Consider the following 26528-nt stretch of genomic DNA (forward strand, 5'->3'; position numbering starts at 1 on the left):
ATGCGTATTATATAGGTAACGATTCGGGTTCGGTCTCAGCGGGTTTTGAATCCAGGCCGATGTCCTCTTTCACCTCTTCGGCTACACCTTTATTCTTATAAGCCTGATAAACCGTTTCCCGTTCGAAAGGTCGATTGCCGATTAGACGTACCAAGTCGTTTTGGTACAGAATCTCTTTTTCGAGCAACTCTTTGGCCAGAATCTCAAGAGCATCCCGGTGTTCTGTCAACAGATTTTTTGTTCTGTCGTAAGCCAGGCTTATTATTTTACGAACTTCTTCATCAATATGCTTGGCCGTTTCTTCAGAATAGGGCTTGTTGAAGTTGTAATCCGACTGCTTCGAATCGTAAAACGATACATTTCCGATTTTGTCGTTCATGCCGTACATGGTCACCATGCTGTAAGCCAGTTTGGTGATTCGCTCCAGATCACTCAAAGCACCCGTCGATACTTTACCAAAGATGATATCTTCAGCAGCCCGACCACCTAGTGCCATACCCATTTCATCCATAAGCTGTTCGGTACGATACAGATACTGTTCACGCGGCAAATACTGAGCATAACCAAGAGCAGCTACACCACGTGGCACAATGGATACTTTCACGAGGGGATCAGCATGTTCAAGATACCAGCCGGCTACGGCGTGGCCTGCCTCATGGTAAGCAACAATCTCTTTCTCCTCAGGAGAAATGATCTTGTTTTTCTTTTCCAGACCTCCAATTACGCGATCCATCGCGTCCTGAAAATCCTTCATGTCAACTGCTTCTTTGTCACTACGGGCGGCAATCAGCGCCGCTTCATTACAAACGTTGGCAATTTCAGCACCGGCAAAACCAGGTGTTTGTGCGGCCAGTTCTTTCGGATCAACATCGGCCGATAACTTGATTGGCTTCAGGTGAACCCGGAAAATGGCTTCCCGACCAATAATATCTGGCTTGTCGATACTGATCTGACGGTCGAAACGGCCTGGACGCTGCAAAGCAGGGTCTAACACATCCGGACGGTTCGTAGCCGCTAAAATGATGATGCCGGAATCGGTCGCAAAACCGTCCATTTCTACCAGCAGGGAGTTCAGCGTGTTTTCGCGCTCGTCGTTAGCACCTGGCATAGAGCCACGTCCCCGCGAACGACCAACTGCATCGATCTCATCGATAAAAATGATACACGGAGCTTTCTCTTTCGCCTGTTTGAACAGGTCACGTACCCGGGCAGCGCCAACACCAACGAACATCTCTACGAAATCGGAACCCGATAACGAGAAAAAAGGAACGCCTGCTTCGCCAGCTACGGCTTTCGCCAGTAAGGTTTTACCGGTACCCGGAGGGCCGATCAGCAAAGCTCCTTTAGGAATTTTCGCACCAAGCTTCGTAAACTTGGTTGGGTTTTTCAGGTAATCAACGATTTCTTTGATTTCTTCTTTCGCTTCATCCAGCCCGGCTACGTCGTTGAACGTAATCTTGACCTTATTATCGGCATCGAACAGTGCAGCTTTCGATTTACCAATGTTGAAGATCTGGCCACCCGGTCCACCGGCGCCCGACATACGACCAAGCAAAAAGTACATCGCCAGGATCATCACGATCAGGAATCCCCATGTACTGATGATACTGCCAAAATCGCTTCGTGTTTCGAACTTAAGGTCAATCTTCTCATTATCAGGCATGCCTTGCTGCAAGAGGTCCAAATCTTTTTTGAACGTCTCGCCAGAGGCAATCTGGAATTGAAAATGTGGTCCCTGGTTATTGCCGAAATACGGCTTTTCTGCAAATAAATTGCGGTATTTTGGACTTTGTGCGGCCTGTTGCGTAAGCGTTACTTCGGCAATTTTATCATTGACAACGATGGCTTCAGAAACCTCGTGGTCTTTAACCATCCGCTCAAACCGCTTTTGTGTAATATCACGGGTAGCTGAGCTTCGGTTAAAAAATGTAATGCCAAGTATGGCGGCAATCAGCAATGCAACAATCCAGCCCTGAAAGTTGGGCTTACGCGGCCCACCACGGGGTACTAACGGATTTTTATTATTTTCTGCCATTTCCTCAGGTTGTACTAACGGATTTCAAGGGTAACACCGTTTCGCGAATGATTGTTTCTGCTGCGAAATGGTTGGGACAGACGGTCCGTCTATCCCACAAGCGGCCCAAAATGAGCCTGTTTACACTGACACTATGGTTAAGATGCTACCGCGAAATCGTTATCTTCGATAACATGAATTTCGGCATCACCCCAAAGTTGTTCGAGATCATAGAACGAGCGCCGGTCTTTTTTGAAGACGTGAACAACAACATCAACGTAGTCAAGTAAAATCCACTCCCGGTTCAATTTCCCTTCTTTATGCCAGGGGTCCTGTTTGCTGGCTTTGTACACTTCTTCCTCAACGGAAGTCGATATAGCGTCAATTTGTGTGTCGGAGGTACCCGAGCAAAGAACAAAATAATCGCAAATAGCATTTTTAACTTTCCGCAGGTCCATTACGACAATATCCTGTCCTTTTTTCTCCTGCATTCCCCGAACAACAAAGTCACGTATCTGCTCGGCGGTATAATCACTGTTTTTGTTAATTCTCATGCTTTCGGTTTAACATTGCACGATAAGCCAATTAGCGGGTACGTTGCCTATGGGTGTTTAAAAGCCCGCAGTACCATTATTAACTCTCTACTACTAAACTATACAATATTTTGTACAAAATCTATCCCAAAACGCTTTTTATTGGACAAATAATCCAATATCTGCCAAGCTGTCAGTCAACTAACGACGAAGCGGCTAATTTGATTGCTCAAGCAACACCAAACGAAGGACTACTTGTCATAACCGACAATCAGATGGCGGGACGCGGACAACGTGGCAATCAGTGGGAAGCTAAGCCCGGCGAAAACCTAACCTTCTCGTTGATTCTGAGTCCTTCTTTTTTAATGGCAACGGACCAGTTCTGGTTAAACATGGCCATTTCGCTGGGCATTTACGATACGCTGCATCCGCTGATTGGTCCTTCGCTACGGATAAAATGGCCGAATGACATTTACGTCGGCGACCAGAAACTAGGGGGTATTTTGATCGAAAATACCCTGCACGGCTACAGCATTGCCTGGTCGGTGGTGGGTATGGGACTTAACGTAAACCAAACCGAGTTTGCGCACTCGACGGCTACATCGCTTCAGTGTCAGGCCCCCCTGCCGAATGCGTACGATTTACCCGGCTTGCTGAGCCGTCTTTGCGAAACGCTGGAGCAGCGGTATCTACAGATACTGTCAGGACAGCGTAATTCACTCAAGACAAATTACTTACAAATTCTGTACCGATACCAGGAGGAACATAGCTTCGAAAGTGAAGGCCAGTATTTCAGGGGTATAATCTGTGGCGTAGACGATACCGGACGGCTCGCCATCAGCATTGACGGGAAGATAAAGTATTTTGGGTTTAAGGAAGTAAGCTTCCTGATAGGCGAAATCGGACCGCCGATGCGGAGCGAATGAGTGAAAGAGCGAACAGACTGCTTTTCACTCTTTCACTCTCTCACTCTTTGGTTAGTTGAGCGCTTCTTCAACCGGGTTACCGATGCAACCGCTGGGTTCCAAAATACCGAGCAACGCCGTTATGGTTGGCGCAATGTCGTGAATGTGGGTTCGGCGAAGCGTTTGGCCCGGCTTGATACCCCATCCGTAAAGCAGGAACGGCACATGCGTGTCATAAGCATAGGTTGTGCCGTGGGTCGTACCTTTGTTACGGCCTTCGAGCCAACCGGGTTGCTGCATGACGTAAAAATCACCACTGCGGTTAGGGTGGTACACATTCCGGAACAAATTTTCCTGCAATGTAGGCAACGCTTCAGCACCCAAGTTGTGTAAGTTCACGACGTTCACAACGGCTTTTTGTTTGAGCAACATCGACCGTAGCAGCTCGTACACGTCCTGCATGGCAATCTTCTTCTCCGTCATCAACGCCTGATTGAGGTAGATTTGCTGGTTGAAATAGGACAGCATCCACTGACCCGGACCATAGGCTTTTTCGAGAGTAGCTTTTACGGCCTCCCCAATTTCGCCGTAGCTGCGTACACCCGCCGGAATCCGATTCTGTTGCAGGTAGCCCGGGGAATCGACAACGCCGTGATCAGCCGATAGAAACGCTACCCACTGGCCTTTTCCCACACTAGTGTCCAGTTGATTGAAGAACTCGGCCAGTTGCTGATCAAGGCGAATGTATTGATCTTCCGTTTCAATAGCGTGCGTACCAAACGCGTGGCCAACGTAATCGGGCGACGAAAAACTTACGCAAAGCATATCGGTTACACCCCGCTGACCCAGCTGCTCGCTCTTCAAAGCAGCCAGCGCGAACTCTTTCGTAATCTGGTCACCGTATGGACTTGTACGCAACGGTTCGTATTTACTGCCACCCGCCTGAATGGCAAACGTGTGTGGAAAGATAGACTTGGTTTCCCCGGCCAGTACTGTCTCATAAGGCTCATCGTCAACCGTACTTTCGGTGTACTTGTCCAGCGGAAGCCAAGCCTCCCATTTCTGGCTTATGTACTGATCCGGCAGTTTGCGGGCGTTGAATTCCTGTACCCATTTTGGCAGTTCGTTCTGGTAAAATGTGCTGCTGATAAAGTTACCATCTTTCGAATCGAACCAGTACGCCCCATTGGCCGCGTGCCCGGCGGGTAAAATAGCGCCCCTGTCTTTCAGGGCAATGCCAATGACCTTGGCGCGACCGTCGGTAGCCAGTTTAAGTTGATCGCCAATGGTGGTTACCAAGAGGTTACGGGGCGACATTTTACCCGCAGCGCCGGTGTTTCCAACCGTACTGACGGTAGTATCTTCGGCGCAGTACATCAACCGCCCGATATTGCGTTCGTAAAAGTCATTCCCAACAATACCGTTCAGGGCCGGAGCCGATCCCGTATAGATTGCCGCATGACCAGGGCCCGTATACGTTGCCGCGTAATGGTAGTGATTGTTGCGAGCGTTAAAGCCACCATCCATCATTCGCCGAAACCCGCCCGTGCCAAACTGGTGATAATAACGGTATAAATAATCGTACCGCATCTGATCGACAACAATGCCTACCACTAGTTTAGGTCTGGGCAGTGTCTGATTGGCCGAACTCGATTTAGCGACTGTGTTCGCTAATTTTTTTGATTGGGCGGAGGACGCTGTGGTGAATACAGCCACTACCAGCATTGAAAAAAGTAGGCGCATAAAGCCGGTTTCTAGTATGTAATTGAGGACTTATGGCAAATGTACAAACAAATTGACGGGGCAGCGAACTAACTAAATGAAGCGTTTGTAAAGTCATTTGACCGTAGCGGAGACTCCTATAATTACTATTGACGATCAGGCAACTATTTTTCCAACATTGTTACGCTGATCTGGTTGACCCATTAGTAAATCATTTCATCATATAACATGATTGACATTAACAGTCCAGCTTCGCTTGGACTAACAGCGTTGCTTTTCTTTGTCGCTGTTTTTGGGCGATACGTTCTCTTCTCATTAGGTTTCTGGTGGTTATTTAAGGTTTCACTGAAAGAGCAGTTTGCGCACCGGGCCGTACAGATGCGTCCGAGAAAAGCGGGGCAGGATTGGCGGGAAATTGGCTGGTCGGTCGTTACGTCTCTAATATTTACCGGTATTGCCTTAGCCGTTATTCTGGCTTACCAACACGGTCATACTGCCATTTATACGAATATCAACAGCTACCCCCTTATCTGGTATCCGGCCAGCATAGCGATTGTCTTGTTTGTTCACGAAACGTATTACTACTGGCTTCATCGCTGGATGCACCGTCCGGGCGTGTACCGCTGGGTTCACAAAACGCACCACGACAGCATCACAACCTCGCCCTGGACGGCCTTTTCCTTTCACCCGATCGAGAGCACCTTGCAGGCCATCATTATTCCGGCTCTGACGTTTGTGCTACCCCTGCACATTTCGGCGGTAGGGTTGATTTTGATGATCATGACGTTATCGAGCGCCATTAATCACCTGAATACAGAAGTGTATCCGCAGGATTTCGACCGGCACTGGCTCGGACGCTGGCTGATTGGTGCCACGCACCATAGCCTTCACCATACGCAGTTTCGCTTCAACTACGGGCTTTACTTTACATTCTGGGACAAGTGGATGAGAACCGAAAGCCCGGATTTCCACCGGCTGTTTGGGGAGAAAACCAAGAAGAAAGTGCTGAACGATAACGCATAAATCCAGCCGCTATAACCTCACTTGCTTCGGTCGATGGTGTACTGCACCAGTTGATGCAATGACTTCCTGTAAGGCGAGTCCGGAAATTCGTTGAGCAGCGTCTGCGCTTCGGTAACGTAGTGGTTCATGGCCTCCGTTGCATACTCGATACCACCCGAATTCTTGACAAAGGCGATTACCTCATTTACTTTCTTGGGCTTTTCGCTTTCGTTCTTGATGATGTTAATGATCCGGCGCTTTTCCAGAAAGCCACTTTTATTAAGGGCATAGATCAGAGGAAGTGTCATCTTCTTCTCCTTAATGTCGATACCCAGCGGCTTACCTACCTCGGCCGTACCATAGTCGAACAAATCATCTTTAATCTGAAAAGCAATACCTACTTTTTCGCCGAAGTTGTGCGCCTGATCAACGATCTCCTTGGTAGCCCCGACAGAACGGGCACCTACAGCACAACACGCAGCAATAAGCGAAGCCGTTTTCTGCCGGATTATCTCGTAATAAATATCTTCGGTAATGTCCAATCGGCGGGCCTTGTAGAGTTGCAGTAACTCCCCTTCACTTAATTCACGTACGGCAGTTGAGACAATCCGAAGCAGGTCAAAATCGTTGTTATCGACAGAAAGTAACAGACCACGTGACAGCAGGTAATCACCAACCAGCACCGCTACTTTGTTTTTCCAGAGGGCATTGATGGAGAAAAAACCGCGCCGGTAGTTGGATTCATCGACCACATCGTCGTGAACAAGCGTGGCCGTATGCAGCAACTCAATCAATGAAGCACCGCGGTAGGTAGCTTCTGATATGGGACCACAAACGCCTGCCATCAAAAACACAAACATTGGACGCAACTGCTTGCCTTTCCGCTTCACGATGTAGTTCATGATTTGGTCCAGCAGCATGACATCGCTTTTCATTTGCCCTTTAAATTTCTGCTCAAATAATTCCATTTCAGCAGCAATCGGGGCTTGTATATCGGCGACGGTAAGAGGCATTAGTTCAGTTATGAGTGAGGGGCATTCAGGTAACAGCATTCAATCCAGGATAGTTACCAACCAACCAGGAGACACTACACCCATTTATCGGAACAGATAGCGCTGGCCCTTATTTTACGGCAAGTATAATAAGGAAAGCCCAGATGCCGAAAAAGCCATTTGGAAAAACAGGTGTCTGTAAGGTAACTGCCGCTATACCAATTCGTTTTGTTTATTGACTAAAAAGCATCAACTTTCTGCCCACGCAGGCCGTTGACGCAATTTCGTAACCTTGCTCTATGATTGACAACCCAATTCCCCCACTCCCCAACAAAGAGGCCATATCATCGCCTGCCGTTGTTCCGCAGCGCGCCCTGGTACTGGGCGGTGGATCGTTGAAAGGAGCCTTTCAGGTAGGCGCGGTAATGGCCTTGTTCGAATCGGGGTTTGTGCCCGACCAGCTCTACGGCATTTCGGTGGGGAGCCTCAATGCCACCTTTATTGCCAATGAAGCCGCCCGGCAGCACGCTGAAACGGGCCAGGTCGACTGGATAAAAGTGGGCAGGTTTTTGATCGAGTTCTGGATTCGCAACATTACCAAACCCAGCGATGTAGCCGTTATTCGGTCCCGTTTCCGAATGGGGTACAACACCATCATGAGTCGTTTTGACGGTCTGCTGGACAACTCCCCCATTCAGAACCTGATTCGTCATCACATTGACTTTGACGCAATCCGAACAGGACCGGTAAAGATTAAAGTTGGTGCCGTCGATATCATACAGGGCGATATGTTTTACGCCGACGCGCAGGACCCGAATTTTCTGGACTTCGTTTACGCCAGTAGCTCATTGCCTTTTCTGATGCCCGCGGTACAGATCGGGGGCGATCATCGGCGTGCTTTTCTGGATGGTGGCCTTCGGGAAGTGGCTCCGCTGCGGGTTGCTATCGAAGATGGCGCTACGGACATTGCCTGCGTGGCCTGCCATGCCAAAAAGATTTATAACGAAAAGTTCAACTACCGGAATCTGTTAAACCTGATGGACCGGGTTAAAGATATTACCGTCAATCAGCTGGTGAACAACGATATTGCCTGGGCCGAACGATTTGCCAACCGGGAACACCTCAATGGGCGGGACCTCAACCTAACCATCGTTCGACCTACTGAACCGCTTTACCTCAACCTGATGAAATTCACCTCCGACGACATCGGCCGCATGATCGTTCAAGGTTACCAGGCTGGAACGGATATGCTGAAGCAAAAGCGATTAAATGAAACTCCGACAATTTTCCCGTAAGATTACCGTAACTCATAAGAGCCTTCAATAGCCAGCTTTTCGGACTATTTCAACCGTATAACCTAGTCATGATTCTTGGCTTTGACTAGTTATACAGCAGATTATTAAAATATATCGGCCACCTCCACCGGACGATCCGTTGTGATAATATCGCCACCCTGCTTCACCAAATCGCGATAGCCCGCAGCCGCTTCTGCCATTGGCTTTTCATCCAGCTGATCCTTGCCATACGTACCAACCGACGCCAGAATGCCAAGCTTGTGTAGTCGTTCATAAAACGCCATTGGCTGCCGTTTCTGTGGCGTTAGAGCAATCAGGCGACCAGATGCCAGGGGACTTTTTTCGAGCGCTTCCAGACCAGCCATATCGTTTACCCCGACCGCCAGCCAGAGCGACGGATACCGATTCCGAACCTTTTGGGCTTCGGCCATCGAATAACAAATGACAAAAACGGAGTGTACGGCCCGGTGTTTTTCTACTTCGTTCAGGACCAGCAACGGGTCCGTACCGGGCTTCACATCCAGCGCCAGCATGTACCGATTCTTGTTCCACTCCAGAACGTCCGTAAACGTGGGGATTGCCTGACTGGTTAGGTCACCACTAAGGGTCTTGAGCTTAACATGCTTTAGCTCAGTCACTGTTTTTTCCGCGACAGATCCCGTTGCATCCGACTCCCGATCTAACGTTGGATCGTGCAGTAAGACGAAGCCACTATCGCGCGTCAGGCGAACATCCATTTCTATAATGGCATTGGGAAGCGCTTTAGTGGTTTTACGGAAGGTAGTAATCGAGTTTTCCGCATCTGTTGATGCAGGGCCACCCCGATGCGCTAAAATAAGTGGACGTTTACGGTCCGCCTGGTAGCTGAAATAAGCGTCAACTGTCTGACTATCGTGAAACCGGTTCAGCGGCTGCGCTAATCCCACATAGGTTGTCAGGAACGTTAAAAAAAGAAAGCAGGTCGTTTTCATCTTGGAGTTTCTGATTCAATAAAAAATCCCCCGTCACAAGAGCTGTGCGGGGGATTTCTGGTTAATCAATTTGTGTACTTAGAATGAGTAACGAACGCCAAGCTGTGCCTGCCATACGTTGTCAATCGTTATGTTTTTAACAAATGAATCCCTCAACAGAATTGTTCTGGTTGTGCCATTTTCAACAACTGACTGCGTTCCCATACGGTAAGTTGGTACACCAGCGGTACTGACACTTGCCAGTGATAGCGGGCTCGATGATGTATTTTGCCAGCCTACGCCCCATTTGTTGTTAAGCAGGTTACCAACGTTCAGGATATCAGCCCGGAACTGAATGGTATGACGCGTTCCTTTAGAACCAGCGCGTACGTAGAACTCCTGGATGGCCGTGAAATCGAAGCGAGTTAACCAGGGGGCATAACCACCGTTCCGCTCAGCATATTGGCCACGGCGGGTTTTCAGGTAATCATTACCATTGATATAGGCCTCAAAAGCAGCTTGTTGCTGATCTGGCGTATACGTTACAGCAGAAGCTCCACTACCAACGACAAGGTTAGCAAAAGTCAATTCAGACGCATTTCTGGGTACATAGATCAGGTCATTACTTGTCTGACCATCACTGTTCAAATCACCGCCAACTACGTAAGACGCTTTATATCCACTCGTCGATTGCACACCCAGTGTAAAGGTTGTCGAGCCACCAAATTTGCCGCCATAGTTCAAGCGATAATTCACGTAACCAATAATCCGATGACGAAGGTCATTATCACCATACGACATAGTCAGGTAGTTCTGGCCTTGTACAGTCGGCGTGTTACCAACAACCGTACTACCCACTAACTGTAAGTCTCTCGCTTGCCCGTAGGTGTAGGCCAACATGCCCCCGAAACCATTCACGGCTGACTTTTCCAGTTTACCAGTCAACGTATATGAATCGCCAACGTTTGTATTCTTCAGAACGAATGCATTCGTGTTATACGGGTAATTGATATAACGAGCGGTATTGATTGCATTGCTACCCGTTACGCCCGCTGCCGGGAAAAGATTACGGGTATCTGGACCACTTAACTGACGGGTTGGCGCAGCTAAGTTAGCGTCAATGTACCGAAGAGCCTGGATCGTCTTGTTATAGATTACTTCAACCGTCCCGATCAATCCCCATGGTAAACGATGGTCAACAGCCAGGTTCGTTTTCCAAACCATTGGGTATTTTAGCTCCGGATCAGTAGCATTGACAGCATAGCCCGTTAAGCTCTCAACGTTTGTGAGCGAGGGGTTAGGTCGTACGGTGGCAGGCAATAAGCTTGGGTCCGTAACGAATGGATAAGCGGTGGTATTCTGGAAATTCAATAGAGCCGTGTTTACCCCGTTGTTCCCTAGCTGGTTCGAAACCAATACTTCAGGGATACGGGATACGAAAATCCCGCTACCACCTCGTAGCTGCGTTGTTTTATCCCCTTTGATATCCCAGTTGAAACCAACGCGGGGTGAAACTAGCAAACGAGCTTTGGGAAAAGCACCTGTGTTCAATCTATATTCAGCATTGTTCTCGTCTCTGTATATACTTCTGGCTACCCGTGGGTTGTTGAAGGCTTCGGCAGTTGAGTTATCATAGGCAAAAATATCAGCCCGGACACCAGCCGTTAACTTGAAGTTCGGGTTAACCTGGAACTCATCCTGTACATAAGCACTGTACGTACTCCGATGCAATGTTTGCAGCGGTTCACCTCCGCCTTCAACCAGCGAATAACGAAGGTTATACTGTCGCACAGATACAGGCGAAGTCGTTGCCGTTGGATTGCTGATCGAAGCCAGGGCTGCGGTTTTAAAGTCAGCGATCGAATTATACACATACACACCGTTCGACGCAGGGAAGAATACGTTGTTTGAGGTATATTTTTCGTACGACAAGCCTAACGTTAAGGTATGCTTCCCGGCGAAGTAACTGAAGTTATCCGTAAGGTTCAGCGTCGAATAGTTCAGCTTGTTGTTCGGCGTGAACGGATCAAACCCAATCGAGGTATACGTTGTTCCATCTTTCAGAATATCGATAGTCGGGAATACACTCGTCCGATAGGTTCTGTCTTCGATTTGCTTATTATAGGTAGCAACTAGTTTGTTGGCAAACTTACCGCCAAACGTCGAGTTCAACTCCAGGGCAATTGAACGAGTGTTATCAGCAATTTTGTAGCCTGTATTCTGTGGCGATAGAGCCAGGTTACCGGAGTAAGCGCCGGTAGAGTAACCAGCCCGGTTACCAAATCCAGCTGTACCGCTGCTACTACTGTTGCTGATCGACTGGTCTGACTCCGAATTATGGTGCGAATAGCGTACAGATAGTTTGTTGTTGTCGTTAATGTTCCAGTCAAGGCGCAACAGTCCTTTTATACTTTTAACGTCGTTGTTGAAATTATCGATAGCGCCAAGATCCCGATTGAAGTTCGTTTTCATAAATGAACTAAGATCTTCCAGATCAGCCGCGGTTACGCGTGACACGTTACCGGCGGTTGAGCCATCGCGTTGAGCCACCCAATCCAACGCAGGCTGGCTGCTGTTGTATTGCTCTACGTTCGCAAAGAAGAACAGTTTGTTTTTAATGATTGGACCACCAATCCGGAAACCTTTGGTCTGTTGGTCGATCGTAACCGGCGGTAAATCGATTCCGTTCGCTTGCTTACCAGCTAGACTGTTGTTACGAAACAGGTAGTAAACCGATCCCGAAAAGTCGTTCGTTCCTGAGCGGGTTACCGCGTTGATACCAGCACCTGAGAATCCGGTCTGGCGAACGTCATAAGGCGCTACGTTCAATTGAATTTCGTCCAGCGCGTCGAGCGAAACAGCCGTTGTACCCGTCCGACCACCAGCAATGGCCGATGAACCTAAGCCAAACCCGTTGTTGAAAACAGCACCGTCAATGGTGATGTTATTGAAGCGGGGGTCCTGACCGCCAAATGACTGTCCATTGCCATAAGCGTTGTACTTTGTGATGTCGTTAATCGTACGACCCAGGGTTGGTATCGTGTTGATTGTTGCCCGACCATAAGACGCGGCTGCGCCCGTACGGTTCGAGCTGATAATTCCGTTTTGGTTGCCCGAAACGACTACTTCGGATAACTGATTACTGTTATCAGTCATTTTAAAGTTTACGTCGGTAGTTGTACCCAGGTTAGTGAAAACGCCTTCAACTACCTGATCTTTGAAACCAACGAACGTGGTGGTCACAACAAACGGCCCACCGACGCGTACGCCCGGAAGCGTATACCGGCCGGATGCATTCGTGGTTGTACCGTAGCGGCTACCAGAGGGCTGGTGAATCGCGACAACGGTTGCACCCGGCAAAGCTCCGCCCTTATCGTCGGTCACGAGACCATCGATAACGGCCGTCGTTACCTGGGCTTTAGCTACGCTTCCACCAAGCACGGCCAGGAGAATACTGCCGACCAGCATCAAGGCTACTCGAAATTGCAGTAGTTTTTTAGACATAGAAGTGTTTTTTTAGTTAGTACGCAATGAGAGATTACCCTCTCAAATAGGTGATCAATTTAAAGACAAATATGCTTTATTTTTTTGAGCCCTAGAGTAAGCGTTCTTAAAAAAGTACCACTGTTAGAATGTATACATGTAAAAATCTACAAATAAGACTATTAAAGGCTGGATACATTCTATAATCTAGTATTAACGAATTGTTAAGTTCACAAAACCACGTAGATAGCCTTACGCATCTATTAGAACCGTTTGTCAGCTGATAATGTACTTATGAGATTCTTTGATGCACCTTCTCCCATTTTTCTATCTTAGTTTTGTCTCGTTATGACGCCAATTGATACGACTGCCATCAAACTAACGCAGTATAGCCACGGAGCGGGCTGCGGGTGTAAAATTTCGCCTAAAATCCTGGATCAAATTCTACACAGGCAAACCAGTGGCCCCCAGAAAGCGACGTTTGACTCGGGAAGTTCGCCTGTGTTTGCCCAGTTGCTGGTCGGAAACGACTCCCGCGACGATGCGGCCGTGATGGACATGGGCAATGGCGATGCGATCATCAGCACCACCGATTTCTTTATGCCCATTGTCGACGATGCGTTCGATTTCGGGCGCATAGCCTCGGCAAATGCCATCAGCGATGTGTACGCTATGGGTGGGGAACCTATTATGGCCATTGCCATTTTGGGTTGGCCGCTGGACAAGCTCCCCCCCGAAGTAGCCGCGCAGGTGCTGGAAGGTTCGCGGGCCGTTTGTCGGGAAGCCGGCATTCCGCTGGCTGGTGGCCATAGCATCGACTCGCCCGAGCCTATTTTCGGACTGGCCGTTACAGGCAAAGTCCGGCTCGACCACCTGAAGCAGAACAATACAGCCACGGAAGGCTGCAAATTGTATCTAACCAAACCGGTTGGGGTCGGCATTCTGACAACGGCTCAGAAAAAAGGCATTCTGAAACCCGAACACGCTGCCATAGCGCCTGCTCAGATGGCCAGGCTTAACAGCTTCGGTGCCGTTTTAGGAAAGTTGCCCTACATAAAAGCGCTCACGGATGTAACAGGTTTTGGCTTATTGGGCCACCTCACCGAAATGGCTGAAGGATCTGGCCTGAGTGCCACGCTTACTTTTGACGATGTACCAAAGTTGCCGATGATCGAGGAGTACCTGGCGCAGAAAAGTTTTCCCGGTGGTACGGTTCGCAACTGGGACAGTTACGGGCATAAGATCAGCGAGTTGACCGAAACGCAGAAGTACATTCTGGCCGATCCACAAACGTCGGGCGGGTTACTCATAGCGGTTGAACCGGACAGCGCAACGGAATTTGAACGGGTAGCCCAGGAAAACGGGCTTGATCTGCGTTCGTTTGGGGAGCTGGTTGAGCAACGGGAAAAGGTGGTATATGTTAATTAAAGAGCGAAATCGGACCGCCGATGCGGAATGAATGAGCGAAAGAGCGGGCTAGCACATAACCACTCTTTCGCTCATTCACTCTTTCACTCTTTCACTCTTTAAATTCAATGAAACTATACTTCCGCCAAACGGGCGAAACCGGACCAGCCATTGTTATCCTGCATGGTCTTTTTGGGTCATCGGACAACTGGCTGACCACCAGCAAAACCATTGCGGCCAACGGATACCGCGTTTTTCTGGTCGATCAGCGTAATCATGGTCAGTCACCGCGGGCCGACGATCAGGATTACCAGAATATGGCCGCCGATCTACACGAGTTTCTGACCGACCACGGTATTGACAAGTCAATTCTGGTTGGGCATTCCATGGGTGGCAAAACCGTTATGCAATACGCAATGACCTATCCGGGCACGTTCGAAAAACTGGTCGTGGTCGATATTGCGCCTAAATTTTACCCCATTCACCACGCCGAGATCATCCGTGGGTTGAAGGCCATTAATCTGCTCGGCATCAAAGGGCGCAATGAAGCCGATGCCATTTTACAGACGTACGAACCGATACTGGCGGTACGGCAGTTTCTGCTCAAAAACCTGTACCGCAACGAACAGGGGGTGTTCGACTGGCGCATCAATATTCCGGTTATTGAACGGGAACTGCACGGCATTGGTGAAGAATTAACCAATCCGAGCCTTGTTACGGCCCCGACCCTGTTTATTCGCGGTAGCGAGTCGCCTTACATAACCAATGAAGACATTCCGGACATCAAGCGAATCTTCCCCAATGCACAGGTTCAGACGATTCAGGGGGCAGGCCATTGGGTGCAGGCCGAAAAACCGGTCGAGTTTGTTGACGTATTAATGAATTTTATAACTAGCTAATGCCAACTTTATACCTGATACCCACCCTCCTCGCCGATGATACGGCAGACAACGTGCTGCCGCTCTATGTTCGAGAAGTAATTGAAAAAACGGACGCCTATTTTGTCGAGAATGCCCGGTCGGGCCGACGCTTCATCAGCGGTCTGAAAACAAGCCGCGTCATCGACGAGACGACATTTTTCGATCTTGATAAAGACACGCCCCCGGCCGATACCCGAAAGCAGATTCAGGAGTTGATGGAGCGAAAACGGAACGCAGGCGTTATGTCGGAAGCAGGCTGCCCCGGTGTGGCCGACCCCGGCTCGGTGGTGGTCAGCATGGCGCATACGCTCGGCTGGCGGGTAGAACCACTGGTTGGCCCATCCTCTATTTTGCTGGCCCTGATGGCGTCGGGCATGAGTGGTCAGTCGTTTGTCTTTCACGGCTACCTCCCCATCGAACGGCAGGATCGGGCACGGGCCTTGCGTTTTCTCGAAAAAGAAGCCCAGCAACGTCAACAGACCCAGATTTTTATGGAAACGCCTTACCGGAACGATGCGCTTTTTGCCGACACGCTGGCAAATTGCCAGGGAAATACGCGCCTGTGCGTTGCCTGTAATATAACCGCACCCGATGCCTTTATCCGGACCATGACCATACGCGAATGGAAAACACAGGTGCCCGATTTACGTAAAAAACCAACAGTGTTTCTACTTTTGTAAGTATAACTGTAGCCAGGGGGTAGTTTCGCCCATGGTTCACCGATACAGGGTAGTGCCTTATGGATAGTATGCGCCCGCATTTGCCCGACCGCTTTATGCTATGATTCAAATCTTCGAATTTTCGCCTTTCCACGAAAACACGTACGTCATTGCCGATGAGGCCACTGGCGAAGCGGTTATTATCGATCCGGGTTGTTACGAACAGGCGGAAAAAGAGGCACTGAGTACGTTTATAAACGCAAACAAGCTCACGATCAAGTACGTGCTCCTGACTCATTCGCACCTCGACCATGTGTTTGGGGTTGCTTACGTGAAGCGTAGGTTCAACGTGAAAGCGTATCTGCACAAACTCGACATGGTCATTTTCAATGACGTACCAACCCGCTGTGCGCTCTATGGCCTTAGGGGTTACGAACCGTCAACAATTGATGCTTATTTGACCGAGTGTGATCAGTTCCGGTTCGGCAATACAGTTTTAGATGTCATCTTTGTGCCGGGCCACGCACCGGGGCATGTAGCGTTTGTCAATCATGCCGAACGGTATGTCATCGGTGGTGATGTCCTGTTTAAGGGGAGCGTGGGTCGTACGGATTTTCCGTATTGCAACCACGCTGATCTCATCAATAGCATTCAAACTGAATTATTCACCCTACCGGACGATTACACCGTTTACCCCGGTCACATGGAGCCAACCACCATTGGCACGGAAAAACGGACCAATCCCTATGTCAACTGATCGTAGACCAATGAGTAAAGATCAACCGTAAGCTGTTCTTTACTTACTTGACCAGAACATCATTCGTAAGGCTCCATTTTTCATTCACCATTCACTCTTGGCTTCATTACTCAAACACCTTCCCAATGCCATGACCTGCGGCAACTTGCTGTGCGGTTGTATCGGCATGGTTATGGCCCTGCGTGGTCATCTGGATACCGCTTCCTGGTTAATTGGCCTGGCGGCTATTCTTGATTTTGGCGATGGATTCGTGGCCCGTATGGTCAAGGTATCGGGGCCGTTTGGCAAGGAGCTGGATTCGCTTGCCGATGTGGTAACGTTTGGCGCGTTGCCCGCTACCCTTGTTTTTCAGCTTTGCTGGTTTCAGGGACTGGGGTCTATTTCGTATGGCGCTTTTCTAATCGCGGTTTTATCGGCTCTCCGGCTGGCTAACTTTAATATCGACACGCGCCAATCCGAATCGTTTATCGGATTGCCCGTTCCAGCCAATGCGATGCTCCTGGCGGCCTTTCCTTTAATGGAACGCTACCAGCCCCAGTACGATGGCATCTGGAAAAACGACATTGCGTTGGGTATGATGATTGCTTTCTCCTTTATGCTCGTCTCCGAACTGCCACTCTTCGCGCTCAAATTCAAATCGTTCGGCTGGGCTGAAAACCGGATTAAATTCAGTTTTCTCATCGCTTCCGCCCTACTGGTGCTATTTTTGCACTTCGCAGCTATTCCATTAGTCATTCTGCTTTACATTCTTGTTTCACTTTTTTCTAAAGAGCGTAAGGGCGAAAGAGCAAAAGAGTGAGCGTGCCAGACTTGCACATTCATTCTTTTGCTCTTTCACTCTTTCACTCTTTCACTCTTTACAATGACATACATCGCTGAAATTAACATCATGACCCGCTCGGAAATTCTGGATCCTCAGGGCAAAGCCGTTAAGCTGGGACTGCATAACCTCCACATGGATACGATCGACAATGTTCGCATTGGTAAGCACATTCGGCTTAATGTGGAGGCTGCCACTGAAGAGGAAGCCCGCGCAACGGTTGATGCCGCCTGTCGTCAGTTATTGGCAAACCTGATTATGGAAGAATATTCGTTCGAGTTACACGCCGTTTAGAAACCCGTTTCTTTCCGTTATGCCTGGACTTCGTTGTTTAGGCACGAATAGCACCCAAAAAGTGCTATTTTTGCGTACTATTTTACAAGTAATTAATGACGATAGTGTATTCCAGTATCAAAGGGTTAGGTTTTTACGTGCCCGACAGAGTTGTTACGAACGATGATTTGACCCAATACATGGATACCTCCGATGCCTGGATCCAGGAGCGGACGGGTATCAAACAACGGCGCTACTTTACCTACGGCAAAGACACCAATGCCAGCATGGCAACGGCCGCGTCGCGCATGGCCCTCGATCGGGCCGGGCTGGACGCGTCATCGGTTGATCTCATTGTTTACGCAACCATTACGCCTGACTATTACTTTCCGGGGTCGGCTTTTCTGATGCAGCGCGAACTGGGGTTGGAGGGCATTGGCGTGATTGACATTCGGAATCAGTGTTCCGGCTTCGTTTATGCGCTTTCTATTGCCGACCAGTTTATCAAAACGGGGATGTACAAAACCATCCTGGTTGTTGGATCGGAGATCCAGTCCTCTTTTCTCAATAAAAGCAACGAAGGCCGGGGGGTGGCCGTTATTTTCGGGGATGGAGCCGGAGCGGCCGTTCTACAAGCGACAACTGACCCTGAACACCGGGTTTTATCCACGCACCTCCACGCCGATGGTCGTTACGCCGAAGAGCTGTACGTCAGGGACCCTGGTAGTAGCCGGGATGGCCAGTGGCTGACGGAGGCAACGCTGGCGGAAGGCCAGTACAACGTTACCATGAATGGCAACGCCGTATTCAAACATGCCGTCGTGCGGTTTATGGAAGTCATCAATGAAAGTCTGGTCGCTAATGGCTTTCAGCCCGATGACCTTGATTTGCTGGTGCCCCATCAGGCTAACATCCGCATCTCGGGTTATGTGCAGCAGCAAATGAACCTGCCCGACGAAAAGGTGTTCAACAACATTCAGAAATACGGCAACACAACGGCCGCTTCCATTCCGATTGCCCTTACCGAAGCGTTTGAAGAAGGACGCATACAACCTGGCGATCTGGTTTGCCTGGCCGCTTTTGGTAGTGGCTTTACGTGGGCATCAGCCCTGATCAGGTGGTGAGATGTGCCGTATGATATAGGGTGTATGAGACTGTCCGTTGATTCATACATCATACACCTTATACCATACAGCACGCATCCATATCAATAAGATCCCACGGAAAGCATAACAAGCGTACACGCTTCGATCGGCTCGATTCCTTCGGCCCTTAGCTGGCGCTCGAATTCGGGGTTTTCGGAGCCGGGGTTAAAGATGACCCGCTTTGGTTTCAGGCTTTTAATGTATTCATACAGGGGCGGCTGGTTTTGCGGCCCGACATACATCGTAACGGTTCCAATATCGTCGAAATGGGGCTGATCTGTATGAATCGGATGCCCCTCAATACTTCCCTCCCGACGGCCAACCAGCTCAATATCATGCCCGTGGCGGAGCAGGCTATACGCGGCCAGATTGGCGTACCGACCGGATTTTTCTGTTGCCCCGACTATTACCGTTTTCTTCGTGTTTGTGTCCATCAGCTTCGTGGGTAGCTACCCATTTTTCTACAGTTCAATCATAACGAACACAGGGCTTTTGCGGTTTTGATTTCAGCCAATATAAATGCGCTATTGAAGTGGCTGCTCAAGAAAACTATGCGTTCAAGATGTTTATTTCATCGATTTAACCGTCTGATCAGCTAACCATTTGACTTTATTCTTGTTAAGAATCAGTCAACACTAGTGTAGACGACAAATAATATCGAACAGCCAGAACAATCTATCTAAACAAAAGCAATCATCTACCATCCTGCTTCTTTTGACTAGTCCATTTTGTTTCTTCTGGCTGCGACTTAAACTTAGTTAGCGAACAGCTACGCGTAAATTTGCTTTGTTCATGAACGCCAAAGAGAGCCAAAGTTTCTGGAATGAGAAGTGGGTAGTCATTGTGTTTGAGGGGATTGAGAACCCACCTCATTACGAGGTCTCGAATTATGGTCGGTTGCGTAGTTTTCAGTCGGCGTCGGCAACACGTTCAGGTACGGGTGCCGAACAAACCACCAGCAAGTTCATTAAAGGATCCGTCATTCAGGGGTATCGGTCGTTGAACATTCGGTCGGGTGGCAAAACGCTCAACCGGTACGTGCATAAACTGGTGGCCGAACATTTTAGCAAACGCGAGCAGCCTGAACAGACGTTCGTTATTCACCTCGACCACGACAAGCAGAACAACTATCACCAGAACCTGCGTTGGGTAACGAAAGACGAGATGATCGAACATAACCGGAATAATCCCAGTCTCAAAAACCGTCAGTTACCCCGCCAAACCCGCAATTATAAACTCACCGAGAGCAAGGTCCGGATTATCAAGAAACTATTGCTAAATGAGAAGAACCGGCTAAAAATGATTGCGAAGCAATTTGGCATCACCCATACGCAACTTAACCGCATTCGGTCGGGAGAGAACTGGAAACACGTAAAAATTGACTAGTGCTTAGTCAAGAACCCAGTTATCGCGGTCAGATCCACTAAAATGATCAGTAGCCAACAGCTTCGTCCAGTAGAGGGCCCAGCACGCCAGCCAGTGGAAGCGAGACGAAGAAGGAGGTGCCTTCGACATCGTTCGTTTCGAACCAGATAGCCCCCCCGGCATGTTCAACGCCCCGCTTGGCAATGGCTAATCCCAAGCCCGACCCGCCCCGCTTGGTGCTGAAGTTCGGCAAAAAAACCTTACTTCTGATCGCTTCCGGTACACCAGCCCCATTGTCCTGAATCTCAATCTGTACCGCATCGGCGTTGATATACAGCTTCAGGTTAATTTCCGGCTTGCGACCCGGCGGCACCGACTGGATAGCGTTGATCAACAAGTTTGTAAGAATCCGGCCAATCAATTGCCGATCACCAATGGCCATAATGGGTCCATTGGCGATTTGTCGACGTAGCAGAATGCGCTTGTCATCAGCGTACAAGTCGGCTGTTTTGTTAAAAACACTTGTCACTTCAAAGATCTCTCTTTTCGGCAAAGGCATCTTGGCAAACTCCGAAAACGATGTGGCAATATCACTAAGGTTATCAATCTGGTCTAGCAGAGAATCAAACGTTCGCAGAATAATGCGCCGTGCCGGATCATTCGTCCCGTTCGATCCTTCGTTTGCGTTCGGAAATATCCGCTGTAAGTGCTGAAGAGTCAACTTCATGGGTGTCAGCGGGTTTTTGATTTCGTGGGCTACCTGCTTGGCCATTTCCCGCCAGGCCGACTGTTTCTCGGTCTGGGCCAGCGCCTGTTTACTTTCCTCAAGTTTCACCAGCATCCGGTTATACTCCCGAATGAGCAGCCCAATTTCATCGTCCGATTGCCAGTGAACCGGATCGTTCGGCCGTTCGAGGTTTGTTTTTCTGATCTTTTGCGTCAGCAACCGAAGCGGCTTTGTGAGCACATGCGACGCGAAATAAGACAGGATCAGGAAGAACAGGAACAGGGCGGTAAAAATGCTCAGTGCCGATGCAATGACTTCAATAATCTGACGATCGAGGTCGGGGCGGGCATAAAAGTAAGGAATACTCAACACCCCCAGCAAGCGCCCGTCGTACGACTTGATGCCCGCATAAGCTGTCCGGTATTGTTTCGTACCCAGCGACTCGTTTAGTAACCGTTCGTTTTCTTTGTCTTCAATGATATGAATGTAAGCCTCCGGATTAATGTACTTGGACAGATAGCCACTTTCGTAAATGAGCGGACGCGTGGAGGTGTATAAATGCCCCTGCGTGTCAAACAGGTTAATATCTATATCAGCGTCGCGCGCTATCTTACTAAGCTCTTCCTCCATAGACGCTTTACTGCGCTTCTGGGCATACAAATGCTCATCCAGGTAAGTCAGAAAGTTGGCGGCAATATTGCGCGTGTTGCTTATATAAGCACTTTCCTGATTCGCGATGTAGTTTGAGCTGATCACATTGACAATGATCACAATGACCAGCAGAAGTGGCAGAAAAAAGGCCACGTTCAGCAGTATCTGAATGCGGGTCGAGTAGTTGATACTAAACTCCGAGAAGCCGTAATTAATGGCATATCCCAGGATGACGACAATAACCGACAGAACCAGTAGAAGGTACAGAAACGAAAAGTTGGAGACTATATTCCGAAAGGGATACTCCGCCGATGACACAACGACAATTCGGCCGTCCTGGCCCCGCTGGGCTACGTGCAGATAACCATTGCTGGCCAGGCCACTGTCAAATAAAGCCGAATTATTCAGCAGCGCGCCGTTAAATTTCCGATCATAGTTGAAGCTGCCTGTCGTGTAAAGTAACTGGTGCTGCGCTTTCTGCCCCAGCGATCGCGCACCGAGGGTCGGCCCACTAAAAAAAGCATAGCTATACGCCTGTGTGTCGGGGTTTTGCGTGAACTTTGTATCAACCAGCAATTCCGGGTAAACGCTTTTTGGCCGCTCGTTTCGCAGACGAAAATCGAGCACTACGTACCCAAGTGTATCCGGCACGGCAGCCAATCGAGACTTGTCAACCCGTGTTTCCAGCTCTGCCTGCCGGATGGAAATAAAACACAAATACTGCTTTACAAACTTGTTCTTAGCCTCATTGACAAAATAGATGCCAGGGTACTCCGTCTGGTAAGCCGGTTGCCGGTAGCGGTTCGTAAAAGAAGCAAATGAAATAGCATTGGGACTAATATCGAGCGGACGCCCGTTGGTTCGAAACGAGAATACTTCAATGTCGTATTTATCGAAATACTTGTCGAGGTGTAAACTTTTGATACGCTGCTGAATGCGCTCCCGGACCAGTAATGTATCCGTCTGCAACGCTCGGCTGATGTCCGTATCTCGCTGAATGGATTCCTGCGCCTTGCTCATCAGAAACTCGCCAAACTCATCATTTTCGGCCAGCAGCTGCGAAGCGAATTCCTGTTCATGAACCAGTTGCTTCTTTATCTCCTGATTGTAAACAACATAGGCAGTCATTACGGCATACACGAAGGCAGCCAGGAAAAAATAGATCGATGTTTTGTAGCGAAACGCGTAGAGTGTTTTCGCAAATTCACTCACGAATATGAGCAGGAAGTAGATGCCATTGAGGAGAAATATAATCGTCAACGGCCATTCCAGTACTAGCCCGAGCCCTCCACTAATCAGCGTACCGGCCAGAATAAGCAGCATTCCCCGGCCGGTGTTTTGCCGATTATACCGCAGGAACAGGCTTGCCAGCAGATGTACGATCAGAAAGTAAATGAACGCGATGGTGATGAAGACGAGCAGACAAATGATTTTCAGGAAGGAGAAGCGAATGTTCAGGGTGATGTCCAGCGTAAACTGTGACTTTTCGTAGATGCTATTGAGTTCAACGTAACACAGTGCAAAGACGCCGTAGCTGGCAACGACGCATCCAACCGAAATGAGTATTTGCGCCCAAATGGGCAGGTGCAACATAACTGCGTAACTCCGCGTGCGGTAGTAATGACGAACACAGTAGAAAGCCAATGCAACAATAACCAGTGCGTTCAATAGCAGATCACCCAGCGACGGAACCAGTACCGACGATGCGTAGAACTTGGGGTTGAACAGATCGGATTCGAAGAATAAAAACGGCACGCCAAAATACAGCATTACCGCCCGAAGCAGCAGCAAATAGGCCGCTATACACATAAAAGCCACTTCGTATTTTCGTTTCTCCTTCAGCCGAACCATCAGTTGAATGATGTAGAGCCCCAGAAAAATGACGGCCAACGTGCCCAGAATAACTGTATTGACGGGTGTGGAATGGTTTCGGTAAGCATCGACCCGGGGCGGAACAACGGAGAAGAGAAAAGCCGATGAGTTGTCGTAAATGGCCTGAAACGTGTTCAGCCGCTGGTTTGACAGGGCAACGGGATCAAGCGAAAACAATTCCGGATTGTAGCCGGACTGAAGGTAAGCGTTGTTACTGTGGTAGTATTGATAAATACTGATCAGCGAGAAAACGTCTACCGCCCCGGTCTCACCCGCAACTCGTTTATGACTGACGATGTATTGCTCTTTGTTGAAATCAACCAGTTTAGGGCCTGTTACGGACGACAGCCGGGCATAGTCGGGAATGAACCGATGGTCAGACCAGTAGATGATCTGCTTGTTGCGATATACGAAATAAGGATACCTCGTGGCAATGCTCAGGCTGGAAAAGGTGGGCGTTTGGCTACGCTTCAGCAGCGCCACGACACTATCCAGTTCGGTCGTGCTAACCAGTAATTCTTCTTTTACCCGTTGTTGTACAGCACTTACATATTGCTCGTCAGTTGCCCCCGGCGCGTTCTGCTCCAACATAAAGAAGCACAAAACGGAAAGAGCTGCTGCAAGCACAGCTAGCAGCAAAAAAATATGTTCTTCAATGCGCTTCACAAAACGTACGTATTGTCTTTTGGCGGAATAGTCCTAAAATCATGCCAGATTTCTGGGGTAGCTTCCTCTAAACTACCAGAAAGTAAACAATTAATAACCGTTTTTCCTGAGATATGTACAACCGGCTACTGGTCAGCTTTTTTCTACTGTAAAGCCCCCCGGCTCGTAACCAATTTCGGCGCCCAGAACATAAAGTAAATGTTTACGATCAATAATGACCTGGACGCCTTCCACGTTATACACTTCGTCGGAGGGTCCCGGTACGTCAAAGCCTAATAACCAGGACGAGCCGCATCCCCCTCCCCGAACGCCGACCCGTAATCCATAATCACCTGGAATTTTATTGGCCCGGAACGTGTCCAGGATTTGCTGACGTGCTTCGGGTTTAACAAGAACAGGATTATCGAGCATGTTGTCTAAGTAAACAGTATCCCGATATCAACAACTTGATTGGCATTGATAACAGGTTACGTAAAATTACCTTTTTCCGCTAAACAGTGTTTCCCTTTTTATGGACCTATTGAGTGATTTTCTGAAATTAATCGTACCCGCTGGCTTCGTTTTGTATGGTATGTATCTGACCGTTAAACTGTTGCTGGAGCGAGAGGCCGACCGGCACAAGTTTGATGTTAAAAATCGGTATACCGACACCGTTGTACCGATTCGCCTGCAGGCCTACGAACGCATGGTTTTATTTCTGGAACGAATCAGCCCGAACAATTTGCTATTGCGACTAAGCGGCAGTTCAACCACGGTACTGGAATTTCAGCAGCGGTTGTTACAGGAAATCCGGGATGAGTATAACCACAACCTTTCCCAGCAGGTGTACATGAGCCAGGCTACCTGGGATCAGATTCAGGCGGCTATGAACGATGTGATGATACTAGTCAATCAGGCTTCGGGCGATACCCGGCCCGACGCCCCTGCCCTTGAGTTATCCAAACGGATTTTTGAACGCATCATTCAGCAAGACAAACAGCCAACTTCCGATGCCCTCAAAGCCGTTAAGGAAGAAATTCAGGTGATGTTTATGTAAAGTGGCACAAATTTTGGCACATTGAGCAGGTGCTCTCATCTGCTCAATGTGCCAAAAGTCAGGTACTAGAATACCCCTGCCGATAATGTCAGAGCTTTTTGAAATGCTTCCTGATTGATAGCGAGTTTGACACCTTCCTCCGTCAGCGTTTGCATGATTTCTTCGGTGGGCAAATTTCCGGTCAGGGTATCGTCTGCCATTGGGCACCCTCCGAAACCGCGTAGAGCCCCGTCTATACGTTGTACACCTGCCCGCACAGCCGCCCGTACTTTGGCAGGACAATCACCCGGTCGGGCGTGTAGGTGAGCGCCGAATTCCACCTCCGGAAACTGTCCGATCAGGTAAGTGAACAGGCTTTCAATAGCCTCAGGCGTAGACGATCCAACCGTGTCGGACGGGGCAATAATGCGAACGCCCAGTTGCGTTAGTCGAGCCGTAAAGTCGCCAACAAGATCAGGACTGTACGCGTCGCCATAAGGATTTCCGAAACCCATCGACAAATAAACGACCAGCCGCTTCCCGTACTGCACGCACAACGACTGAATGTCAGCCACTTCGCTAAAGGCCTGAGCTATAGATTTATTTGTGTTTCGCTGCTGAAACGTTTCCGAGATAGACAGCGGGAAACCGATGTAGCTGATTTGTTCGTGATCCGTTGCCTGCGCTGCCCCCCGCCTGTTGGCGACGATAGCCAGCAGCTTTGTCGTCGTCGTCGATAAGTCCAGTCCGGCCAGCACCTCGGTGGTGTCACGCAGTTGCGGAATGGCCTTTGGCGATACAAAACTGCCAAAATCGAGGGTATCAAAACCCACTTGCAGCAACGTATTCAGGTACCGGATTTTGAGATCGGTTGGCACAAAATGAGCCAGCCCCTGCATGGCATCACGTGGACATTCAACGAGTTTCATCGGCGTATCGGTTGACGAACAAGAACTGCCAGTACACCCATAATAACGGCACAGATGGCCAGTCCCCCGGCTTCACGAGCCATTTCGATGTTCATGCTCCGCATGCCTACTTCACTGAACAAAAATCCTTCAAAAACAGGCGGCCATTGGTAGGTAGCCGCCACGACATACATAATGGCCATCCCAACAAAAAACCACCACCGCCCGACTCCACCATAAGCCATAAAGCAGGCAATGGCAGCCAGTCCATAAATAGGCACCCAAACTTCCGGGTCAGGGTCGTTGTACTGAACGGCTGCAAACAAAACAAATAACAGACCGAAGATGATTGAGATCGTCTTTCTCATAAAATGTATCACTGATTGGTGTACGTCACGAAAGCCGTAAGCATCCGAAACGGACATTTTACTTTAGCGATGTTGTCAG

The 26528-nt window shown here is 49.0% G+C and carries 23 protein-coding genes; 12 read left to right on the top strand and 11 right to left on the bottom strand.

All coding sequences use genetic code 11. The annotated features are described in order from the left end of the window. Positions 1–7: 7 nt before the first annotated feature. Both ftsH and rsfS read right to left on the bottom strand, forming a co-directional pair. Positions 8–2035: an ATP-dependent zinc metalloprotease FtsH gene (gene ftsH / locus ACYU87_RS11210; RefSeq protein WP_461134153.1), complete on the bottom strand. Its 2028-nt coding sequence runs from the start codon at positions 2033–2035 to the stop codon at positions 8–10. Positions 2036–2172: 137 nt separating this feature from the next. Continuing rightward, entirely contained in the window at positions 2173–2568 is a 396-nt protein-coding gene (gene rsfS, locus ACYU87_RS11215) for a ribosome silencing factor (protein ID WP_461134154.1), read from the bottom strand. A 110-nt stretch (positions 2569–2678) separates the two neighbouring features. Between rsfS and ACYU87_RS11220 the strand changes: the two genes are divergently transcribed. Further along, positions 2679–3473, top strand: a complete 795-nt coding sequence (locus ACYU87_RS11220; protein WP_461134155.1) for a biotin--[acetyl-CoA-carboxylase] ligase — start codon at positions 2679–2681, stop codon at positions 3471–3473. A 51-nt stretch (positions 3474–3524) separates the two neighbouring features. Here the strand turns inward: ACYU87_RS11220 and pafA are convergent, their stop codons facing one another. Beyond that, complete coding sequence (gene pafA / locus ACYU87_RS11225; RefSeq protein ID WP_461134156.1) at positions 3525–5195, bottom strand: alkaline phosphatase PafA; 1671 nt, start codon at positions 5193–5195, stop codon at positions 3525–3527. Between the two features lie 207 nt (positions 5196–5402). Here pafA and ACYU87_RS11230 point away from each other — a divergent pair, with 207 nt between their 5' ends. Continuing rightward, the gene (locus ACYU87_RS11230; protein ID WP_461134157.1) at positions 5403–6197 is read left to right on the top strand and encodes a sterol desaturase family protein; all 795 of its coding nucleotides are present in this window, start codon (positions 5403–5405) and stop codon (positions 6195–6197) included. Between the two features lie 17 nt (positions 6198–6214). Here the strand turns inward: ACYU87_RS11230 and ACYU87_RS11235 are convergent, their stop codons facing one another. Next, positions 6215–7189, bottom strand: coding sequence for a polyprenyl synthetase family protein (locus ACYU87_RS11235; protein WP_461134158.1), 975 nt, complete (start codon positions 7187–7189; stop codon positions 6215–6217). Positions 7190–7467: 278 nt separating this feature from the next. Here ACYU87_RS11235 and ACYU87_RS11240 point away from each other — a divergent pair, with 278 nt between their 5' ends. Continuing rightward, entirely contained in the window at positions 7468–8463 is a 996-nt protein-coding gene (locus ACYU87_RS11240) for a patatin-like phospholipase family protein (protein WP_461134159.1), read from the top strand. Between the two features lie 104 nt (positions 8464–8567). Here the strand turns inward: ACYU87_RS11240 and ACYU87_RS11245 are convergent, their stop codons facing one another. Together ACYU87_RS11245 and ACYU87_RS11250 are read right to left on the bottom strand one after the other, a co-directional pair. Continuing rightward, positions 8568–9434, bottom strand: a complete 867-nt coding sequence (locus ACYU87_RS11245) for a glycerophosphodiester phosphodiesterase family protein (protein ID WP_461134160.1) — start codon at positions 9432–9434, stop codon at positions 8568–8570. A gap of 78 nt (positions 9435–9512) precedes the next feature. Then, on the bottom strand, positions 9513–12917 hold the full coding sequence (locus ACYU87_RS11250) for a TonB-dependent receptor (RefSeq protein WP_461134161.1): 3405 nt from the start codon (positions 12915–12917) through the stop codon (positions 9513–9515). 327 nt (positions 12918–13244) lie between these two features. On the opposite strand from ACYU87_RS11250, the gene selD reads away from it, so the two are divergent. The 7 genes from selD to ACYU87_RS11285 all read left to right on the top strand — a co-directional run bounded on the left by selD (position 13245) and on the right by ACYU87_RS11285 (position 18856). Continuing rightward, complete coding sequence (gene selD, locus ACYU87_RS11255; protein WP_461134162.1) at positions 13245–14324, top strand: selenide, water dikinase SelD; 1080 nt, start codon at positions 13245–13247, stop codon at positions 14322–14324. Between the two features lie 107 nt (positions 14325–14431). After that, the gene (locus ACYU87_RS11260) at positions 14432–15202 is read left to right on the top strand and encodes an alpha/beta fold hydrolase (protein WP_461134163.1); all 771 of its coding nucleotides are present in this window, start codon (positions 14432–14434) and stop codon (positions 15200–15202) included. After that, complete coding sequence (locus ACYU87_RS11265; RefSeq protein WP_461134164.1) at positions 15202–15903, top strand: SAM-dependent methyltransferase; 702 nt, start codon at positions 15202–15204, stop codon at positions 15901–15903. The genes ACYU87_RS11260 and ACYU87_RS11265 overlap by 1 nt, the downstream gene beginning before the upstream one ends. Positions 15904–16003: 100 nt before the next feature. Further along, positions 16004–16639 (top strand): MBL fold metallo-hydrolase, encoded by a 636-nt coding sequence (locus ACYU87_RS11270; protein WP_461134165.1) that lies wholly within the window; start codon positions 16004–16006, stop codon positions 16637–16639. 97 nt (positions 16640–16736) lie between these two features. After that, complete coding sequence (pssA, locus tag ACYU87_RS11275) at positions 16737–17438, top strand: CDP-diacylglycerol--serine O-phosphatidyltransferase (RefSeq protein ID WP_461134166.1); 702 nt, start codon at positions 16737–16739, stop codon at positions 17436–17438. A gap of 63 nt (positions 17439–17501) precedes the next feature. Then, a complete protein-coding gene (gene purS, locus ACYU87_RS11280) occupies positions 17502–17753 on the top strand; it encodes a phosphoribosylformylglycinamidine synthase subunit PurS (RefSeq protein ID WP_461134167.1) in 252 nt (83 codons plus the stop codon). Between the two features lie 95 nt (positions 17754–17848). After that, positions 17849–18856, top strand: coding sequence for a 3-oxoacyl-ACP synthase III family protein (locus ACYU87_RS11285; RefSeq protein WP_461134168.1), 1008 nt, complete (start codon positions 17849–17851; stop codon positions 18854–18856). A gap of 83 nt (positions 18857–18939) precedes the next feature. Here the strand turns inward: ACYU87_RS11285 and ACYU87_RS11290 are convergent, their stop codons facing one another. Beyond that, positions 18940–19311: a CoA-binding protein gene (locus ACYU87_RS11290; RefSeq protein ID WP_461134169.1), complete on the bottom strand. Its 372-nt coding sequence runs from the start codon at positions 19309–19311 to the stop codon at positions 18940–18942. Positions 19312–19669: 358 nt separating this feature from the next. Between ACYU87_RS11290 and ACYU87_RS11295 the strand changes: the two genes are divergently transcribed. Further along, entirely contained in the window at positions 19670–20263 is a 594-nt protein-coding gene (locus tag ACYU87_RS11295) for an HNH endonuclease (protein WP_461134170.1), read from the top strand. Between the two features lie 46 nt (positions 20264–20309). Here the strand turns inward: ACYU87_RS11295 and ACYU87_RS11300 are convergent, their stop codons facing one another. Both ACYU87_RS11300 and ACYU87_RS11305 read right to left on the bottom strand, forming a co-directional pair. Next, positions 20310–24158, bottom strand: a complete 3849-nt coding sequence (locus ACYU87_RS11300; RefSeq protein ID WP_461134171.1) for a sensor histidine kinase — start codon at positions 24156–24158, stop codon at positions 20310–20312. 132 nt (positions 24159–24290) lie between these two features. Further along, on the bottom strand, positions 24291–24569 hold the full coding sequence (locus tag ACYU87_RS11305; RefSeq protein ID WP_461134172.1) for an iron-sulfur cluster assembly accessory protein: 279 nt from the start codon (positions 24567–24569) through the stop codon (positions 24291–24293). A 100-nt stretch (positions 24570–24669) separates the two neighbouring features. On the opposite strand from ACYU87_RS11305, the gene ACYU87_RS11310 reads away from it, so the two are divergent. Then, positions 24670–25194 carry a DUF7935 family protein gene (locus ACYU87_RS11310; protein WP_461134173.1) on the top strand — a complete coding sequence of 175 codons (525 nt, stop codon included), beginning with the start codon at positions 24670–24672 and terminating at the stop codon, positions 25192–25194. Positions 25195–25259: 65 nt separating this feature from the next. On the opposite strand, the gene ACYU87_RS11315 is transcribed toward ACYU87_RS11310, so the two are convergent. Then, entirely contained in the window at positions 25260–26102 is an 843-nt protein-coding gene (locus ACYU87_RS11315) for a hydroxymethylglutaryl-CoA lyase (protein WP_461134174.1), read from the bottom strand. Then, positions 26099–26449: a transmembrane 220 family protein gene (locus ACYU87_RS11320; protein WP_461134175.1), complete on the bottom strand. Its 351-nt coding sequence runs from the start codon at positions 26447–26449 to the stop codon at positions 26099–26101. Before ACYU87_RS11320 ends, ACYU87_RS11315 begins: the two co-directional genes overlap by 4 nt. Between the last annotated feature and the right edge of the window lie 79 nt (positions 26450–26528).

It is taken from the genome of Spirosoma lituiforme, from assembly GCF_054776635.1.

Excerpts from the sequence above, each read along its gene's own strand:
- ACYU87_RS11295 (WP_461134170.1), top strand. The coding sequence starts at position 19,670 with ATGAACGCCAAAGAGAGCCAAAGTTTCTGGAATGAGAAGTGGGTAGTC.
- ACYU87_RS11260 (WP_461134163.1), top strand. The coding sequence starts at position 14,432 with ATGAAACTATACTTCCGCCAAACGGGCGAAACCGGACCAGCCATTGTT.
- ACYU87_RS11265 (WP_461134164.1), top strand. The coding sequence starts at position 15,202 with ATGCCAACTTTATACCTGATACCCACCCTCCTCGCCGATGATACGGCA.
- ACYU87_RS11240 (WP_461134159.1), top strand. The coding sequence starts at position 7,468 with ATGATTGACAACCCAATTCCCCCACTCCCCAACAAAGAGGCCATATCA.
- ACYU87_RS11250 (WP_461134161.1), bottom strand. The coding sequence starts at position 12,917 with ATGTCTAAAAAACTACTGCAATTTCGAGTAGCCTTGATGCTGGTCGGC.
- ACYU87_RS11285 (WP_461134168.1), top strand. The coding sequence starts at position 17,849 with ATGACGATAGTGTATTCCAGTATCAAAGGGTTAGGTTTTTACGTGCCC.
- ACYU87_RS11315 (WP_461134174.1), bottom strand. The coding sequence starts at position 26,102 with ATGAAACTCGTTGAATGTCCACGTGATGCCATGCAGGGGCTGGCTCAT.
- ACYU87_RS11320 (WP_461134175.1), bottom strand. The coding sequence starts at position 26,449 with ATGAGAAAGACGATCTCAATCATCTTCGGTCTGTTATTTGTTTTGTTT.
- ACYU87_RS11235 (WP_461134158.1), bottom strand. The coding sequence starts at position 7,189 with ATGCCTCTTACCGTCGCCGATATACAAGCCCCGATTGCTGCTGAAATG.
- ACYU87_RS11230 (WP_461134157.1), top strand. The coding sequence starts at position 5,403 with ATGATTGACATTAACAGTCCAGCTTCGCTTGGACTAACAGCGTTGCTT.
- ACYU87_RS11290 (WP_461134169.1), bottom strand. The coding sequence starts at position 19,311 with ATGGACACAAACACGAAGAAAACGGTAATAGTCGGGGCAACAGAAAAA.
- selD (WP_461134162.1), top strand. The coding sequence starts at position 13,245 with ATGACGCCAATTGATACGACTGCCATCAAACTAACGCAGTATAGCCAC.
- rsfS (WP_461134154.1), bottom strand. The coding sequence starts at position 2,568 with ATGAGAATTAACAAAAACAGTGATTATACCGCCGAGCAGATACGTGAC.
- ftsH (WP_461134153.1), bottom strand. The coding sequence starts at position 2,035 with ATGGCAGAAAATAATAAAAATCCGTTAGTACCCCGTGGTGGGCCGCGT.
- ACYU87_RS11310 (WP_461134173.1), top strand. The coding sequence starts at position 24,670 with ATGGACCTATTGAGTGATTTTCTGAAATTAATCGTACCCGCTGGCTTC.
- ACYU87_RS11270 (WP_461134165.1), top strand. The coding sequence starts at position 16,004 with ATGATTCAAATCTTCGAATTTTCGCCTTTCCACGAAAACACGTACGTC.
- ACYU87_RS11245 (WP_461134160.1), bottom strand. The coding sequence starts at position 9,434 with ATGAAAACGACCTGCTTTCTTTTTTTAACGTTCCTGACAACCTATGTG.
- ACYU87_RS11305 (WP_461134172.1), bottom strand. The coding sequence starts at position 24,569 with ATGCTCGATAATCCTGTTCTTGTTAAACCCGAAGCACGTCAGCAAATC.
- pafA (WP_461134156.1), bottom strand. The coding sequence starts at position 5,195 with ATGCGCCTACTTTTTTCAATGCTGGTAGTGGCTGTATTCACCACAGCG.
- purS (WP_461134167.1), top strand. The coding sequence starts at position 17,502 with ATGACATACATCGCTGAAATTAACATCATGACCCGCTCGGAAATTCTG.